General features: G+C 54.0%; 16 protein-coding genes and 1 pseudogene. 13 read left to right on the forward strand and 4 right to left on the reverse strand.

What is annotated here, in order from left to right; translation table 11 throughout:
- Positions 1–63: 63 nt before the first annotated feature.
- Genes eutH through eutR form a run of 7 tightly spaced genes read left to right on the forward strand, consistent with a single transcriptional unit; the run spans position 64 to position 7,239 of the window.
- Complete coding sequence (gene eutH, locus EQY_RS0112960; RefSeq protein WP_000512392.1) at positions 64–1,290, forward strand: ethanolamine utilization protein EutH; 1,227 nt, start codon at positions 64–66, stop codon at positions 1,288–1,290.
- Positions 1,287–2,690 carry an ethanolamine ammonia-lyase reactivating factor EutA gene (eutA, locus tag EQY_RS0112965; protein ID WP_000107568.1) on the forward strand — a complete coding sequence of 468 codons (1,404 nt, stop codon included), beginning with the start codon at positions 1,287–1,289 and terminating at the stop codon, positions 2,688–2,690. The genes eutH and eutA overlap by 4 nt, the downstream gene beginning before the upstream one ends.
- Before the next feature lie 11 nt (positions 2,691–2,701).
- On the forward strand, positions 2,702–4,063 hold the full coding sequence (eutB, locus tag EQY_RS0112970) for an ethanolamine ammonia-lyase subunit alpha (protein WP_000769997.1): 1,362 nt from the start codon (positions 2,702–2,704) through the stop codon (positions 4,061–4,063).
- 20 nt (positions 4,064–4,083) lie between these two features.
- Entirely contained in the window at positions 4,084–4,971 is an 888-nt protein-coding gene (gene eutC / locus EQY_RS0112975; RefSeq protein WP_000372331.1) for an ethanolamine ammonia-lyase subunit beta, read from the forward strand.
- Between the two features lie 9 nt (positions 4,972–4,980).
- Positions 4,981–5,640 carry an ethanolamine utilization microcompartment protein EutL gene (gene eutL, locus EQY_RS0112980; protein WP_001111030.1) on the forward strand — a complete coding sequence of 220 codons (660 nt, stop codon included), beginning with the start codon at positions 4,981–4,983 and terminating at the stop codon, positions 5,638–5,640.
- A gap of 12 nt (positions 5,641–5,652) precedes the next feature.
- Positions 5,653–6,141: an ethanolamine utilization microcompartment protein EutK gene (gene eutK, locus EQY_RS0112985; RefSeq protein WP_024212564.1), complete on the forward strand. Its 489-nt coding sequence runs from the start codon at positions 5,653–5,655 to the stop codon at positions 6,139–6,141.
- 45 nt (positions 6,142–6,186) lie between these two features.
- Positions 6,187–7,239, forward strand: a complete 1,053-nt coding sequence (gene eutR, locus EQY_RS0112990; RefSeq protein ID WP_000753716.1) for an HTH-type transcriptional regulator EutR — start codon at positions 6,187–6,189, stop codon at positions 7,237–7,239.
- Positions 7,240–7,244: 5 nt separating this feature from the next.
- On the opposite strand, the gene hemF is transcribed toward eutR, so the two are convergent.
- Both hemF and amiA read right to left on the reverse strand, forming a co-directional pair.
- Positions 7,245–8,144, reverse strand: coding sequence for an oxygen-dependent coproporphyrinogen oxidase (gene hemF, locus EQY_RS0112995; protein WP_000801356.1), 900 nt, complete (start codon positions 8,142–8,144; stop codon positions 7,245–7,247).
- 3 nt (positions 8,145–8,147) lie between these two features.
- Positions 8,148–9,017, reverse strand: a complete 870-nt coding sequence (gene amiA, locus EQY_RS0113000) for an N-acetylmuramoyl-L-alanine amidase AmiA (RefSeq protein ID WP_000102902.1) — start codon at positions 9,015–9,017, stop codon at positions 8,148–8,150.
- 213 nt (positions 9,018–9,230) lie between these two features.
- Between amiA and EQY_RS0113005 the strand changes: the two genes are divergently transcribed.
- From EQY_RS0113005 to yfeX, 4 genes are all read left to right on the forward strand, one after another.
- Positions 9,231–9,656 carry a GNAT family acetyltransferase gene (locus EQY_RS0113005; RefSeq protein WP_000406000.1) on the forward strand — a complete coding sequence of 142 codons (426 nt, stop codon included), beginning with the start codon at positions 9,231–9,233 and terminating at the stop codon, positions 9,654–9,656.
- Positions 9,643–10,092, forward strand: a complete 450-nt coding sequence (locus tag EQY_RS0113010) for a DUF2919 domain-containing protein (RefSeq protein WP_024212565.1) — start codon at positions 9,643–9,645, stop codon at positions 10,090–10,092. Before EQY_RS0113005 ends, EQY_RS0113010 begins: the two co-directional genes overlap by 14 nt.
- Before the next feature lie 60 nt (positions 10,093–10,152).
- Complete coding sequence (locus tag EQY_RS0113015) at positions 10,153–10,728, forward strand: RpoE-regulated lipoprotein (RefSeq protein WP_000838945.1); 576 nt, start codon at positions 10,153–10,155, stop codon at positions 10,726–10,728.
- Between the two features lie 95 nt (positions 10,729–10,823).
- A complete protein-coding gene (gene yfeX, locus EQY_RS0113020; RefSeq protein ID WP_010344616.1) occupies positions 10,824–11,723 on the forward strand; it encodes a porphyrinogen peroxidase in 900 nt (299 codons plus the stop codon).
- Between the two features lie 146 nt (positions 11,724–11,869).
- Here the strand turns inward: yfeX and murP are convergent, their stop codons facing one another.
- Both murP and murQ read right to left on the reverse strand, forming a co-directional pair.
- Positions 11,870–13,294: a PTS N-acetylmuramic acid transporter subunit IIBC gene (gene murP / locus EQY_RS0113025; RefSeq protein WP_001040441.1), complete on the reverse strand. Its 1,425-nt coding sequence runs from the start codon at positions 13,292–13,294 to the stop codon at positions 11,870–11,872.
- Between the two features lie 3 nt (positions 13,295–13,297).
- Positions 13,298–14,194, reverse strand: coding sequence for an N-acetylmuramic acid 6-phosphate etherase (murQ, locus tag EQY_RS0113030; protein WP_001175639.1), 897 nt, complete (start codon positions 14,192–14,194; stop codon positions 13,298–13,300).
- A 229-nt stretch (positions 14,195–14,423) separates the two neighbouring features.
- On the opposite strand from murQ, the gene ucpA reads away from it, so the two are divergent.
- Both ucpA and cysP read left to right on the forward strand, forming a co-directional pair.
- Positions 14,424–15,215, forward strand: coding sequence for an SDR family oxidoreductase UcpA (gene ucpA, locus EQY_RS0113035; RefSeq protein ID WP_000517454.1), 792 nt, complete (start codon positions 14,424–14,426; stop codon positions 15,213–15,215).
- 303 nt (positions 15,216–15,518) lie between these two features.
- Positions 15,519–16,125: pseudogene (cysP, locus tag EQY_RS0113040) on the forward strand (thiosulfate/sulfate ABC transporter substrate-binding protein CysP); the annotation flags it as partial.

Here is a 16,125-nt window from a genome sequence, read left to right on the forward strand (position 1 = left end):
AGGGCGGATAAGGCGTTCACGCCGCATCCGCCAATAAATAACAACTAACAGGGAGTAAAGGCGATGGGAATTAACGAAATCATCATGTACATCATGATGTTCTTTATGCTGATAGCGGCCGTAGACAGGATCTTGTCGCAGTTCGGCGGTTCTGCACGTTTCCTCGGTAAATTCGGTAAAAGTATTGAAGGATCGGGCGGGCAGTTCGAAGAAGGCTTTATGGCGATGGGCGCACTGGGTCTGGCGATGGTCGGTATGACCGCGCTGGCACCGGTACTGGCGCATGTACTTGGACCGGTAATCATCCCCGTTTATGAAATGCTCGGCGCAAACCCTTCCATGTTCGCCGGAACACTGCTGGCGTGCGATATGGGCGGCTTCTTCCTCGCCAAAGAGCTGGCGGGCGGTGACGTAGCAGCGTGGCTATACTCTGGGTTAATTCTCGGATCGATGATGGGGCCAACGATTGTGTTTTCCATTCCGGTGGCGCTCGGCATTATCGAACCCTCAGATCGTCGTTATCTGGCACTCGGCGTACTGGCGGGCATTGTGACCATTCCGATAGGTTGTATCGCCGGTGGCCTGGTGGCAATGTACTCAGGCGTACAGATCAACGGCCAGCCGGTGGAGTTCACCTTTGCCCTGATTCTGATGAACATGATCCCGGTGCTTATCGTTGCGGTGCTGGTGGCGCTGGGGCTGAAGTTCATCCCGGAAACAATGATCAACGGCTTCCAGATCTTTGCCAAATTTCTCGTTGCATTAATCACCCTCGGTCTTGCCGCTGCGGTGGTGAAATTCCTGCTTGGCTGGGAACTGATCCCCGGTCTTGATCCCATCTTCATGGCGCCTGGCGACAAACCTGGCGAAGTGATGCGCGCGATTGAGGTTATCGGTTCGATCTCCTGCGTCCTGCTTGGCGCGTATCCGATGGTACTGCTACTTACCCGCTGGTTTGAAAAACCGCTGATGAGCGTCGGTAAAGTGCTGAATATGAACAATATCGCGGCAGCAGGCATGGTGGCGACGCTTGCCAACAATATCCCGATGTTCGGCATGATGAAGCAGATGGATACTCGCGGCAAAGTGATCAACTGCGCCTTCGCCGTTTCCGCTGCTTTCGCCCTGGGCGACCACTTAGGCTTCGCCGCTGCCAACATGAACGCCATGATCTTCCCGATGATTGTCGGCAAGCTGATCGGCGGCGTCACGGCGATTGGCGTGGCGATGATGCTGGTGCCAAAAGAAGACGCGGCAACGGCTAAAAACGCAGCGGAGGCGCAATCGTGAGCACTCGCCAGCTATTGAGCGTCGGTATAGATATCGGCACCACTACCACTCAGGTGATCTTCTCCCATCTGGAACTGGTTAACCGTGCGGCGGTGTCGCAGGTGCCGCGCTACGAATTTATCAAACGCGAAATTAGCTGGCAAAGCCCGGTGTTCTTTACCCCTGTCGATAAACAGGGCGGTTTAAAAGAAGCGGAACTGAAAACCTTAATCCTCGAGCAATATCAGGCTGCGGGCATTGCGCCTGAAAGCGTCGATTCCGGCGCCATCATCATCACCGGCGAAAGCGCGAAAACCCGCAATGCCCGTCCGGCGGTGATGGCGCTCTCCCGGTCGCTGGGCGATTTTGTCGTCGCCAGCGCCGGACCGCATCTCGAATCCGTGATTGCAGGCCACGGTGCCGGGGCGCAAACCCTTTCTGAACAACGGTTATGTCGGGTACTGAATATTGACATCGGCGGTGGCACCGCCAACTACGCCCTGTTCGAAGCTGGAAAAATCAGCGGGACTGCCTGCCTCAACGTCGGCGGTCGCCTGCTGGAAACCGACAGCCAGGGACGCGTGGTTTACGCCCATAAACCGGGGCAGATGATTGTGGATGAGTGCTTCGGCGCAGGCACCGATGCCCGTTCACTGACCGGTGCGCAACTGGTGCAGGTCACCCGGCGGATGGCGGCGCTGATTGTCGAAGTGATTGACGGTACGCTCTCGCCGCTCGCGCAGGCATTGATGCAAACCGGTTTGCTGCCCGCAGGCGCTACGCCGGAAATCATTACGCTCTCCGGCGGGGTTGGCGAATGTTATCGCCACCAGCCCGCTGACCCGTTCTGTTTTGCCGATATTGGCCCGTTGCTGGCAACGGCGCTGCATGAGCATCCGCGCCTGCGTGAAATGAACGTGCAGTTTCCGGCGCAAACCGTGCGCGCCACGGTGATTGGCGCGGGCGCGCATACCCTTTCGCTCTCGGGCAGCACTATCTGGCTGGAGGGCGTACAACTGCCGCTGCGCAATTTGCCAGTGGCGATCCCAATTGATGAAACGGATCTGGTGAATGGCTGGCAACAGGCGCTAATTCAGCTTGATCTATGCCCCAAAACTGACGCGTACGTGCTGGCACTTCCCGCCGGGCTTCCGGTGCGTTACGCCTCGGTACTGACGGTCATCAACGCGCTGGTCGATTTCGTCGCGCGTTTTCCGAATCCGCATCCCCTGCTGGTGGTAGCCGGGCAGGACTTTGGTAAAGCTCTGGGCATGTTATTGCGCCCACAGCTACAACAACTCCCGTTGGCAGTCATTGACGAAGTGATTGTTCGCGCGGGGGACTATATCGACATTGGTACGCCTCTTTTTGGCGGATCGGTTGTGCCGGTGACGGTGAAATCACTCGCATTTCCTTCCTGAGGGAACGACTTATGAAACTAAAGACCACATTGTTCGGCAATGTATATCAGTTTAAGGATGTAAAAGAGGTGCTGGCTAAAGCCAACGAACTGCGTTCGGGGGATGTGCTGGCGGGCGTTGCAGCGGCAAGCTCGCAGGAGCGCGTGGCGGCAAAGCAGGTGTTGTCGGAAATGACGGTGGCGGATATCCGCAATAATCCGGTGATTTCTTATGAAGAGGACTGCGTAACGCGGCTGATTCAGGACGACGTTAACGAAACGGCCTACAACCAGATTAAAAACTGGAGCATCAGCGAACTGCGCGAGTATGTGCTGAGCGACGAAACCAGCGTGGATGACATTGCCTTTACCCGCAAAGGGCTGACCTCGGAAGTGGTCGCGGCGGTGGCGAAAATTTGTTCTAACGCGGATCTCATCTACGGCGCGAAGAAAATGCCGGTGATCAAAAAGGCCAATACTACTATCGGTATCCCAGGCACTTTCAGCGCCCGTTTGCAGCCGAACGATACCCGTGATGACGTGCAAAGTATTGCCGCACAAATCTACGAAGGGCTTTCTTTCGGCGTGGGCGATGCGGTGATTGGCGTTAACCCGGTGACTGATGACGTGGAAAACTTAAGCCGCGTGCTGGACACCATTTACGGTGTTATCGACAAATTCAACATTCCAACTCAGGGCTGCGTGCTGGCGCATGTCACCACCCAGATCGAAGCGATCCGTCGCGGCGCACCGGGCGGGCTGATTTTCCAGAGTATTTGTGGCAGTGAAAAAGGGCTGAAAGAGTTTGGCGTGGAGCTGGCGATGCTTGACGAAGCCCGCGCAGTGGGCGCGGAGTTCAACCGTATTGCCGGGGAAAACTGCCTCTACTTCGAAACCGGGCAAGGTTCTGCGCTCTCCGCTGGCGCTAATTTCGGCGCTGACCAGGTGACGATGGAAGCGCGAAACTACGGGCTGGCGCGTCATTACGATCCGTTTATCGTCAACACCGTGGTCGGCTTTATTGGGCCGGAGTATCTCTACAACGACCGGCAGATTATCCGCGCGGGCTTAGAAGATCACTTTATGGGCAAGCTGAGCGGCATCTCTATGGGCTGTGACTGCTGCTACACCAACCACGCTGACGCTGACCAGAACCTCAACGAAAACCTGATGATCCTGCTTGCTACCGCAGGCTGCAACTACATCATGGGGATGCCGCTGGGCGATGACATCATGCTCAACTATCAGACCACCGCCTTCCATGACACCGCCACAGTGCGTCAGTTACTCAACCTGCGTCCGTCACCGGAGTTTGAACGCTGGCTGGAAAGCATGGGCATTATGGCAAACGGTCGCCTGATCAAACGGGCGGGCGATCCGTCACTGTTCTTCTGATGACGCGGAGATAACACATCATGGATCAAAAACAGATTGAAGAAATTGTACGCAGCGTGATGGCGTCAATGGGGCAGGCGGATGCCGCGCCAGCGGAAACCAAATGCGCCACCACATCGTGCGCTGCGCCGGTGACCTCTGAAAGTTGCGCGCTGGATTTAGGTTCCGCTGAAGCGAAGGCATGGATTGGCGTGGAAAATCCGCATCGCGCAGACGTATTAACAGAACTGCGTCGCAGCACCGTGGCTCGCGTTTGTACCGGTCGTGCCGGCCCGCGTCCGCGTACTCAGGCGTTGCTGCGTTTCCTGGCCGATCACTCTCGTTCGAAAGATACCGTACTGAAAGAAGTGCCGGAAGAGTGGGTGAAAGCGCAGGGTTTGCTGGAAGTACGCTCTGAAATCAGTGACAAAAATCTCTACCTGACTCGCCCGGACATGGGGCGTCGCCTGTGTGCGGAAGCTGTTGAAGCCTTGAAAGCACAGTGCGTTGCCAATCCGGACGTACAGGTCGTTGTCTCCGATGGCCTGTCAACTGATGCCATCACTGTGAACTATGAAGAGATCCTGCCGCCGTTGATGGCAGGTCTGCAACAGGCGGGGCTGAAAGTCGGTACACCGTTCTTTGTGCGTTATGGTCGCGTGAAGATTGAAGATCAGATTGGCGAACTTCTCGGCGCGAAAGTGGTTGTCCTGCTGGTGGGTGAACGTCCGGGGTTAGGGCAGTCGGAAAGTCTCTCCTGCTACGCTGTTTACTCGCCGCGTATGGCGACCACCGTTGAGGCCGATCGCACCTGCATCTCTAACATTCACCAGGGCGGTACACCGCCGGTTGAAGCCGCAGCCGTCATTGTGGATTTGGCGAAACGTATGCTGGAGCAGAAAGCATCCGGCATCAACATGACCCGATAAGGAGGCATCATGCCAGCTTTAGATTTGATTCGACCGTCGGTCACCGCCATGCGGGTGATTGCCTCCGTTAACGCTGATTTTGCGCGTGAACTGAAATTACCGCCGCATATTCGTAGTCTCGGGCTGATTTCTGCTGATTCCGATGACGTCACCTACATTGCGGCTGACGAAGCGACCAAGCAGGCGATGGTCGAAGTGGTGTATGGCCGCTCGCTGTATGCCGGAGCGGCGCACGGGCCGTCACCGACTGCCGGTGAGGTGCTGGTTATGCTCGGTGGGCCAAACCCGGCAGAAGTGCGTGCCGGCCTGGATGCGATGGTTGCGCATATTGAAAATGGTGCGGCGTTCCAGTGGGCGAACGATAAGCAAGACACCGCATTCCTCGCGCATGTAGTTTCGCGTACCGGTTCTTATCTCTCATCAACCGCCGGGATCACGCTTGGCGATCCGCTGGCGTATCTGGTGGCGCCGCCGCTGGAAGCGACCTATGGCATTGATGCGGCGTTGAAATCGGCTGACGTGCAACTGGTGACCTATGTACCGCCACCGTCAGAAACCAACTATTCAGCGGCATTTTTAACCGGTAGCCAGGCAGCGTGTAAAGCGGCCTGCAACGCCTTTACCGATGCAGTGCTGGAAATCGCGCGTAATCCAATCCAGCGTGCGTAACGGAGGTTGCCGATGATCAATGCACTGGGATTGCTGGAAGTGGACGGCATGGTCGCCGCGATAGATGCGGCGGATGCCATGCTGAAAGCGGCTAACGTGCGTCTGCTCAGTCACGAAGTGCTTGACCCAGGTCGATTAACGCTGGTGGTGGAAGGCGATCTGGCGGCGTGTCGTGCGGCGCTGGACGCAGGTTGTGCTGCCGCGATGCGTACCGGGCGTGTCATCAGCCGTAAGGAGATTGGTCGGCCTGATGATGACACCCAGTGGCTGGTTACTGGCTTTAATCGCCAGCCGAAGCAACCTGATGCGTCCGCTATTGCCGAGGGATCTGCTGACGAGTTGTTGGCGCTGTTAACATCAGTACGTCAGGGAATGACGGCAGGAGAAGTGGCTGCCCACTTTGGCTGGACGCTGGAAAAAGCCAGAAATGCGCTCGAACAGCTCTTTTCTGCCGGGACGTTACGTAAACGCAGTAGTCGTTATCGTCTCAAGCCCCATTAACCTGTCGGAGGTGCCGGGTGTCATACAACACCCGGCATTAACATCATGAAAAAGACCCGTACAGCCAATTTGCACCATCTTTATCATGAACCCTTACCCGAAAACCTGAAGCTCACGCCGAAGGTCGAAGTGGATAATGTTCATCAACGACAGACAACGGATGTCTATGAACATGCTTTAACGATTACCGCCTGGCAGCAGATTTACGATCAGCTGCATCCGGGCAAGTTTCATGGTGAATTTACGGAAATCCTGCTCGATGATATTCAGGTTTTCCGTGAATACACCGGTCTGGCGCTGCGTCAGTCGTGTCTGGTCTGGCCGAACTCGTTCTGGTTTGGCATTCCGGCGACACGAGGTGAACAGGGATTTATCGGTTCGCAATGTCTGGGAAGCGCAGAAATAGCCACGCGACCTGGCGGCACTGAGTTTGAATTAAGTACGCCGGACGATTACACAATTCTTGGCGTGGTGCTTTCTGAAGACGTCATTACCCGGCAGGCTAACTTTTTGCATAATCCTGATCGGGTATTACATATGCTGCGTAGCCAGTCGGCGCTGGAAGTGAAAGAGCAGCATAAAGCCGCGCTGTGGGGCTTTGTCCAACAGGCGCTGGCGACGTTTTGCGAGAACCCGGGAAATCTTCATCAGCCTGCGGTGCGTAAAGTGCTGGGGGATAATTTGCTAATGGCGATGGGGGCGATGCTGGAAGAAGCGCAGCCGATGATGACGGCGGAAAGCATCAGTCATCAGAGTTACCGTCGATTGCTTTCCCGCGCCCGTGAATATGTGCTGGAAAACATGTCCGAACCGGTGACGGTGCTGGACTTGTGTAATCAACTGCATGTCAGTCGCCGCACGTTACAAAACGCGTTTCACGCTATTTTAGGCATTGGCCCGAACGCGTGGTTGAAACGTATTCGTCTGAACGCCGTGCGACGCGAACTGATAAGCCCGTGGTCGCAAAGCACAACGGTAAAAGACGCCGCCATGCAATGGGGATTCTGGCATCTGGGGCAATTCGCCACGGATTACCAGCAACTGTTTGCCGAGAAGCCGTCACTGACGCTGCATCAGCGGATGCGGGAGTTGGGGTGAGGGAGTTACACCCAATCCCTGACCTGAATAAACTCACTCAACGCCGCTTCCGGACTGCCTTCTTCCGGCTGATAATCATACTCCCAGCGAACCAGTGGCGGCATTGACATCAGGATCGATTCGGTGCGCCCGCCAGTTTGTAAGCCAAACAGCGTGCCGCGATCCCAGACCAGGTTGAATTCGACATAACGACCGCGACGGTAGAGCTGAAAATTGCGCTCGCGCTCGCCGTAGGCCATCGCTTTACGTCGCTCTACAATTGGTAAATAAGCGTCGGTGTAGCCTTTGCCTACCGCCTGCATAAAGGCAAAACAGTGGTCGAAATCTGGCGTGTTCAGATCATCAAAGAACAGCCCGCCAATACCGCGCTGTTCGTTGCGATGTTTGAGGTAGAAGTATTCGTCGCACCACTTTTTATAACGTGGATAAACGTCTTCGCCAAACGGCTGGCACAGGTCACGGGCGGTGCGGTGCCAGTGAATGGCGTCTTCTTCAAAACCATAGAAAGGGGTTAAGTCGAAGCCGCCGCCAAACCACCAGACAGGATCGGCGCCTGGTTTTTCGGCAATAAAAAAACGCACATTCGCGTGGCTGGTGGGAACATACGGGTTATGCGGATGCACGACCAGTGAAACGCCCATCGCCTCGAAACTACGCCCGGCAAGTTCCGGGCGATGAGCGGTGGCGGAAGCAGGCATTGCATCGCCGTGGACGTGTGAAAAGTTGACGCCTGCCTGTTCGAAAACACCACCATTACGCAACACCCGGCTACGTCCGCCGCCGCCAGCGTCGCGCTGCCAGCTATCTTCGACAAACTCTGTGCCATCTACGGCGCTTAGCTGCTGGCAAATTGTGTCCTGAAGGTTGAGCAGGAACTGTTTAACCTGGTGTGCGTCGGGCTTCATAACTTACCGTTTTTTCGAGTGTGCTTTCTGGTTGTCAAACCAGTGGAAATAACTGATCACGCCTTCAGCAATCGCTGTGGCGATTTTCTGACGAAACGCCGCCGTGCCTAACAGTCGCTCTTCTTCTGGGTTGGTGATAAACGAAGTTTCCACCAGCACTGAAGGAACCGACGGCGATTTCAATACCACAAACGCGGCTTGCTCAGTGTTGCGGCTGTGCAGCTTATGCACCGGCTTAATCTTCTTCAGAATATGCGAGCCAAGCGTCAGGCTGTTTTTAATGGTATCTGTTTGCACCAGATCAAACAGCACTTGCTGCAATAGATGATCTCTGTCAGTCGCTTTTTTCCCGGCGACTTCATCGGCACGGTTTTCGCGTTCCGACAAATATTTTGCCATCGCACTACTTGCGCCACGGTTAGAGAGGGCAAAGACTGATGCACCTGCGGCTTTTGGGTTGGTAAAGCCGTCGGCGTGAATTGACATAAACAGATCCGCGCCATGTTTATGGGCGATTTCAACGCGATCGTACAGTGGGATAAACGTATCGCCAGAACGCGTTAAACGCGCATCAATGCCATGATTGCGCAAAATGGAACGGACGTTTTTGGCAATTGCCAGCACCACGTGTTTTTCTTTCGAACCGTTGCGACCGATCGCCCCGGTATCAATCCCGCCGTGGCCTGGATCGAGAACAACGACACGTTTGCCGCCAGCTTTTTTGGCTTTTGGCTTGCTGTGTCCGTTACTGGTTTTTAAAGGTTCTTCTTTGGCGATGGCTTGCGACATGCCTGACAACGTCAGGGCAGCCAATCCGGCTTTCAGCACCTGGCGGCGCGAAGTGAGTGTTTTTAGTGGTTTAAAAGTGCTCATACGGCCTGAGTTGTAATAATAAAGTTCCAGATGTTATATCGTATCGCGTAATCCGTTACGACCGTTTGCTGTTGAGAATTGTTTTACTTTTCATTTCAATAGTTGACAACTCCCCATTATGCCACTTTTTCAACCGATTTTCGTCAGATATTGGCTAATTCGACCGTTCACGCCATAATCACCCTTTTAACCCGCAAAAAGGTAACGAATACCATGGAGATACGCGTATTTCGCCAGGAAGATTTCGAAGAGGTCATCACCCTTTGGGAGCGTTGCGACTTGCTGCGTCCGTGGAATGATCCGGAAATGGACATCGAGCGCAAGATGAACCATGACGTCAGTTTGTTTCTGGTCGCTGAGGTGAACGGTGAAGTGGTGGGAACGGTGATGGGCGGTTATGACGGGCATCGCGGATCTGCTTATTATCTTGGCGTGCATCCTGAGTTTCGTGGGCGTGGCATTGCTAATGCTCTGCTTAATCGGCTGGAGAAAAAGCTGATTGCTCGCGGCTGCCCGAAAATTCAGATCAACGTGCCGGAAGATAACGACATGGTGCTCGGAATGTATGAACGCCTGGGATATGAACACGCCGACGTGCTGAGTCTGGGTAAGCGTTTGATTGAAGATGAAGAGTACTGAGTTTCATCCTGTCCATTATGATGCGCACGGACGCCTGCGTTTACCTTTTCTCTTCTGGATTGTGCTTTTGCTACAGGCGCGAACCTGGGTACTGTTTGTTATTGCCGGTGCATCGCGCGAGCAGGGTACTGCGCTGCTAAATCTGTTTTATCCCGATCACGATAATTTCTGGCTGGGGCTGATTCCTGGCATTCCGGCGGTGCTGGCGTTTTTGTTGAGCGGTCGGCGGGCTACGTTTCCTCGCACCTGGCATGGGCTCTATTTTCTGTTGCTGTTAGCGCAAGTGGTTTTACTTTGCTGGCAACCGTGGCTGTGGCTGAACGGTGAATCCGTTAGCGGTATCGGTCTGGCGCTGGTAGTGGCGGATATTGTGGCGTTAATCTGGCTGCTGACCAATCGACGTTTACGCGCTTGTTTTAATGAAGAAAAAGAATAACGGCACTTTTTGGTGAATTTGCACTCCAAGCAACGTTATTGAATAACCAAAGGAAGTGACATGAAATCGCTGCGTTTAATGTTATGCGCTATGCCGTTGATGCTGACCGGCTGTTCCACGATGTCGTCAGTTAACTGGTCTGCCGCTAATCCATGGAACTGGTTTGGGTCGTCCACCAAAGTGAGCGAGCAGGGCGTGGGTGAATTAACGGCGTCCACACCACTGCAAGAACAAGCCATTGCCGATGCGCTTGATGGCGATTATCGCCTGCGCAGCGGAATGAAAACCGCGAACGGCAACGTGGTGCGCTTTTTCGAAGTGATGAAAGGCGACAACGTGGCGATGGTGATTAACGGCGATCAGGGCACAATCAGCCGTATTGACGTGCTGGATAGCGATATTCCTGCTGATACGGGTGTTAAAATCGGAACACCGTTTAGCGACCTTTACAGCAAAGCATTTGGCAATTGCCAAAAAGCTGATGGTGATGATAATCGTGCTGTCGAATGTAAAGCCGAAGGCAGTCAACATATTAGCTACCAGTTCAGCGGTGAGTGGAGTGGTCCTGAAGGGTTAATGCCTTCAGACGATACCCTGAAAAACTGGAAAGTCAGTAAAATTATCTGGCGGCGTTAATTTGCGTCTGAACAAACCGCCGCCGCGAAAAAACACGTAAAATAGCGCCCAACAATGCCACGGATTGCGTGGCATTCTTATTTTCAGGAGGAACAATGTCTCAGGTTCAGAGTGGCATTTTGCCAGAACATTGCCGCGCAGCGATTTGGATTGAAGCCAACGTAAAAGGGGATGTTGATGCCCTGCGTGCGGCCAGTAAAACCTTTGCCGATAAACTGGCAACCTTTGAAGCAAAATTCCCGGACGCGCATCTCGGTGCTGTGGTTGCCTTTGGTAACAACACCTGGCGTGCTCTGAGTGGCGGCGTTGGGGCCGAAGAGCTGAAAGATTTTCCGGGCTACGGTAAAGGTCTTGCGCCGACGACCCAGTTCGATGTGTTGATTCACATTCTTTCTCTGCGTCACGACGTAAACTTCTCTGTCGCTCAGGCGGCGATGGAAGCCTTTGGTGACTGCATTGAGGTGAAAGAAGAGATCCACGGCTTCCGTTGGGTTGAAGAGCGTGACCTGAGCGGCTTTGTTGACGGTACAGAAAACCCGGCGGGTGAAGAGACGCGTCGCGAAGTGGCGGTTATCAAAGACGGCGTGGATGCGGGCGGCAGCTATGTGTTTGTGCAGCGTTGGGAGCACAACCTGAAGCAGCTTAACCGTATGAGTGTTCACGATCAGGAGATGATGATCGGGCGCACCAAAGAAGCCAACGAAGAGATTGACGGCGACGAACGTCCGGAAACCTCTCACCTGACCCGCGTTGATCTGAAAGAAGACGGCAAAGGGCTGAAGATTGTTCGCCAGAGCTTGCCATACGGTACAGCCAGCGGCACGCACGGTCTGTACTTCTGCGCTTACTGCGCACGTCTGCACAACATTGAGCAACAGCTGCTGAGCATGTTTGGCGATACTGATGGCAAACGTGACGCAATGTTACGTTTCACCAAACCGGTCACTGGCGGCTATTACTTCGCACCGTCGCTGGACAAGCTGATGGCGCTGTAAGTTTTACTCACGCACCTGTAGCGTCTTGCCGGAGCGGCGTAAATGCTTTATCCGGCCTGTATGATCGTTAAAATTCAATAAATTGCAGTTAACCTGCAGGCCCGATAAGCGTAGCGTATCGGGCTGTTTTGTTTCTAAGTTACGGCTTAGTCCAGATTGACGTCACGGCAGCCAAAGAGCGTGGTGAAAATGAACCCGCTAATCCATGCCACCAGAATCCCACCTGCATACACAGCCATTGCCGGAAGGATGCCTTGTGCCGAAGTCATCAGCGGCAACGCCACCAGGCCAGACGGCCCAAAGGCACTGTTTAGCCCCATCGGCAGACCCCACCATGCGATAAGACCAATAAACAATCCACCTGCTGCGCCGCCTAAACAAGCGGTAACAAACGGTTTCATGCGCGGCAGGGTGACACCGTAAATCAACGGTTCACCAACGCCCAGTAGGCCAGGGATAATCGCCCCGCGCACCTGGCTGCGTAAGGCACTGTGCGGCTGCGCGCGCCAGTAAAGCGCCAGCGCCGCGCCCACCTGACCTGCGCCTGCCATTGAAAGGATCGGGAATAGACTGTTGAAACCCTGGCTGTCCATCAAGGCAAGATAAACGGGAATAAAGCCCTGATGCACGCCGAAGACCACGGCAATCAGGAACAGTCCGGCAAGCACTGCACAGCCAAGTGGATTACTGTTCAGATGCATAAACAGCCAGGACATGCCTTCGAATAACCAGCCTCCCAGCGGCATAATCACCAGATATGCCAGCGTAGCGGTGATCAGCAGAGTGATTAACGAGGTCAGCAGCATGTCGAGATCGTCCGGCATAAATTGACGCACCATACCTTCAATGCGGGCGCAGGCCCAGGCGGCAATCAGTACGCCGATGATATTTCCGCGCGGATCGATAGGCAGGCCGAAGAAATCGTGAAAACCAGCGTAGTAACCGGTGGTCGCGCCTGGGTTATAACCGAGCAAAAACAGTGCGGCGATAATCGCGCCATTTACACCTGTGCCGCCGAAGGCCTGAGCGGCGTTATATCCCACCAGGATCACCAGGAAGGTGAATAAGCCTTTGCTGAATACCTTCATAAAATTCAGCGCATCGGGCAGCGTTCCCTGGGCATCTGCCGGAACGTGCATCACCGTGGCGATTAACGTCGCAATCCCCAGCAGCAGACCGGCGGCAATAAATCCGGGGATTAGCGGCGTAAAGATAGTGGCGAATTTGGCGAGAAATTGCTGCACGCCAGAGGTTTGTCTGGCTTTTAACTGACGTTTGTTCTGAGCGGCGATTTCTGCGGCATCCTGCACTGGTGTTTCACCCAACAACACGCTCATCGCTTTTGCGGCACGATGCGCTTTGCCCGACCCAAATACCACCTGTACTTGATCGCTGGTCAAAATGACACCCTTCACCCCTTCCAGCGTTTTGATATCAGGATCAACCAGTGAACTGTCATGTACACCGAGACGCAGACGCGTCATACAGTGACCACAACTGGCGATATTTCCCGCGCCGCCGACGCGGGTAAGAATGGTGTTCAGAAGCTCACTGCTGATCTCTTTAGCCATAGGTTATTCCTTTTCCAGAGCCTTACGAATAAAACCGCCATGCTGCGCCAGGCGTTTTTTCGCTTCTGCGGCATCGAGATTTTTCAAGACCATTACAATCGCTGTTTTGCAGTGGCGATCGCAGGCAATTAGCGCCGCTTCCGCCTGTTCCGCGCTACATCCGGTCGCGTTTTTGACAATATTGACCTGGCGCACGTGTAGTTTTTCATTGGTGGCGACCACATCGACCATCAGGTTGCCGAACACTTTTCCTGACTTAATCATCAGCCCGGTGGAGAGCATGTTGAGCACCAGTTTCTGCGCCGTACCTGCTTTCATCCGCGAAGAACCGGTAACCACTTCAGCCCCGACGACTGGCGTAATAGCAAACTCTGCGGTTGTTGAAACAGCACTACCGGGATTACAGGAAATGCCCACCGTGCGGCAGCCCAACTGGCGAGCGTATTCCAGCCCGGCAATCACATACGGCGTGCGACCACTGGCAGCAATACCGACAACCACATCCTGCGCCGTTAACGCAATATTTTTCAGATCGTTGACGCCGCCTTCCCGGCTGTCTTCCGCGCCTTCCACCGCGTGCTGAATGGCATATTCGCCGCCAGCAATCAAACCAACCACCAGACCCGGTTTCACGCCGTAGGTTGGGGGGCACTCGCTGGCATCCAGAATCCCCAGCCGACCGGAAGTCCCGGCACCGAGATAAATCAGACGACCACCACCGCTGACCTGGGCGTGGATGACATCAATCGCCGCTGCGATATCCGGCAGTACTCGCTCAACGGCCAATGGAACGGTTTTATCTTCATCATTGATAATTCGGCACATTTCCAGCGTCGATACGCGGTCGATTTCAGCCGAGGCGCTGTTCGAACCTTCAGTAATCATTTTTTCAAGTTGCATATACAATCACCTTAAATATTTGCCTTCGAATAATTTCATATGGAGTGAATCATATCTCCCTGCCTGATTATGTACAGCAGGGAATGCATACAATGACAGAGTTGTGGTTAAGGGGGATTTTACTTAAGATTTTCCTGAATTTAGATCCACTCCTCAGCATTGATCTGTTATTCAGGTATGGTAGGGACAATAGAGCGTAATGCTCTGTATTCAAAAGGAGAAACTTGAAATGGGTAAACTCACGGGCAAGACAGCACTGATTACGGGCGCATCGCAAGGCATTGGTGAAGGAATTGCCAGAACCTTTGCGCGTCATGGCGCAAACCTAATCTTGCTGGATATCTCCCCTGAGATTGAAAAGCTGGCGGATGAGCTGTGTGGTCGTGGTCATCGCTGTACGGCGGTAATTGCCGATGTACGCGACCCGGCGTCAGTTACGGCAGCGATCAAGCGCGCGAAGGAAAAAGAAGGGCGCATTGATATTCTGGTGAATAACGCAGGTGTTTGCCGTCTGGGTAGTTTTCTTGAAATGAGCGATGACGATCGCGATTTCCATATTGATATCAATATCAAAGGTGTCTGGAACGTCACGAAGGCGGTGCTGCCGGAGATGATTGCCCGCAAAGATGGTCGCATTGTGATGATGTCTTCGGTCACCGGCGATATGGTGGCCGATCCGGGCGAAACAGCGTATGCCTTAACGAAAGCGGCGATTGTGGGGCTGACCAAATCGCTGGCAGTGGAGTATGCACAGTCGGGGATTCGCGTTAATGCAATCTGCCCTGGTTACGTTCGCACGCCAATGGCGGAAAGCATCGCCCGTCAGTCAAATCCGCAAGATCCGGAATCGGTGCTCACCGAAATGGCAAAAGCAATCCCGCTGCGTCGCCTCGCCGATCCGCTGGAAGTCGGCGAACTGGCAGCCTTCCTCGCGTCGGATGAATCCAGCTATTTAACAGGTACACAGAATGTGATCGATGGCGGTAGCACACTACCGGAGACGGTTAGCGTCGGCATCTGATTCACCTCTGTTTCCTCCCTGCATTAGTGGGGAGGATTTCGTCTTGAACTAAGTTCACCAGGCTATTTTATTTGTCATTTTTGCCCCGGGCAGTGCTCGAAATCCTCACGTACTATGTGTACGCTCCGGTTTCTCCGCGCTGTCCGTGTCCAAACTGACTGCAACAATTACGCCTGTTGAACCAAGTTCTTATTCCCTTTTCAACTTCCAAATCACCAAACGGTATATAAAACCGTTACTCCTTTCATGCCCGTTATAAATATGATGGCTATTAGAAAGTCATTAAATATATAAGGGTGCGCAATGGCCGTTAACTTACTGAAAAAGAACTCTCTCGCGCTGGTCGCTTCGCTGCTGCTGGCTGGCCACGTGCAGGCAACGGAACTGCTTAACAGTTCTTATGACGTCTCCCGCGAGCTGTTTGCCGCCCTGAATACCCCGTTTGAACAGCAGTGGGCAAAAGATAACGGCGGCGACAAACTGACGATAAAACAATCTCATGCCGGGTCATCAAAACAGGCGCTGGCGATTTTGCAGGGCTTAAAAGCCGACGTTGTTACTTATAACCAGGTGACCGACGTACAAATCCTGCACGACAAAGGCAAGCTGATCCCGGCGGACTGGCAGTCGCGCCTGCCGAACAACAGCTCGCCGTTCTACTCCACCATGGGCTTCCTGGTGCGTAAGGGCAACCCGAAGAATATCCACGACTGGAACGATTTGGTTCGCTCCGACGTGAAGCTGATTTTCCCGAACCCGAAAACGTCCGGTAACGCGCGCTACACCTATTTAGCCGCGTGGGGCGCAGCGGATAAAGCCGACGGTGGCGATAAAGCCAAAACCGAACAGTTTATGACCCAGTTCCTGAAAAACGTCGAAGTGTTCGATACCGGCGGGGGGGGGGGGGACC

The sequence above is a fragment of the Escherichia sp. TW14182 genome, assembly GCF_000208525.1.
GTDB classification, from domain to species: Bacteria; Pseudomonadota; Gammaproteobacteria; order Enterobacterales; family Enterobacteriaceae; genus Escherichia; species Escherichia ruysiae.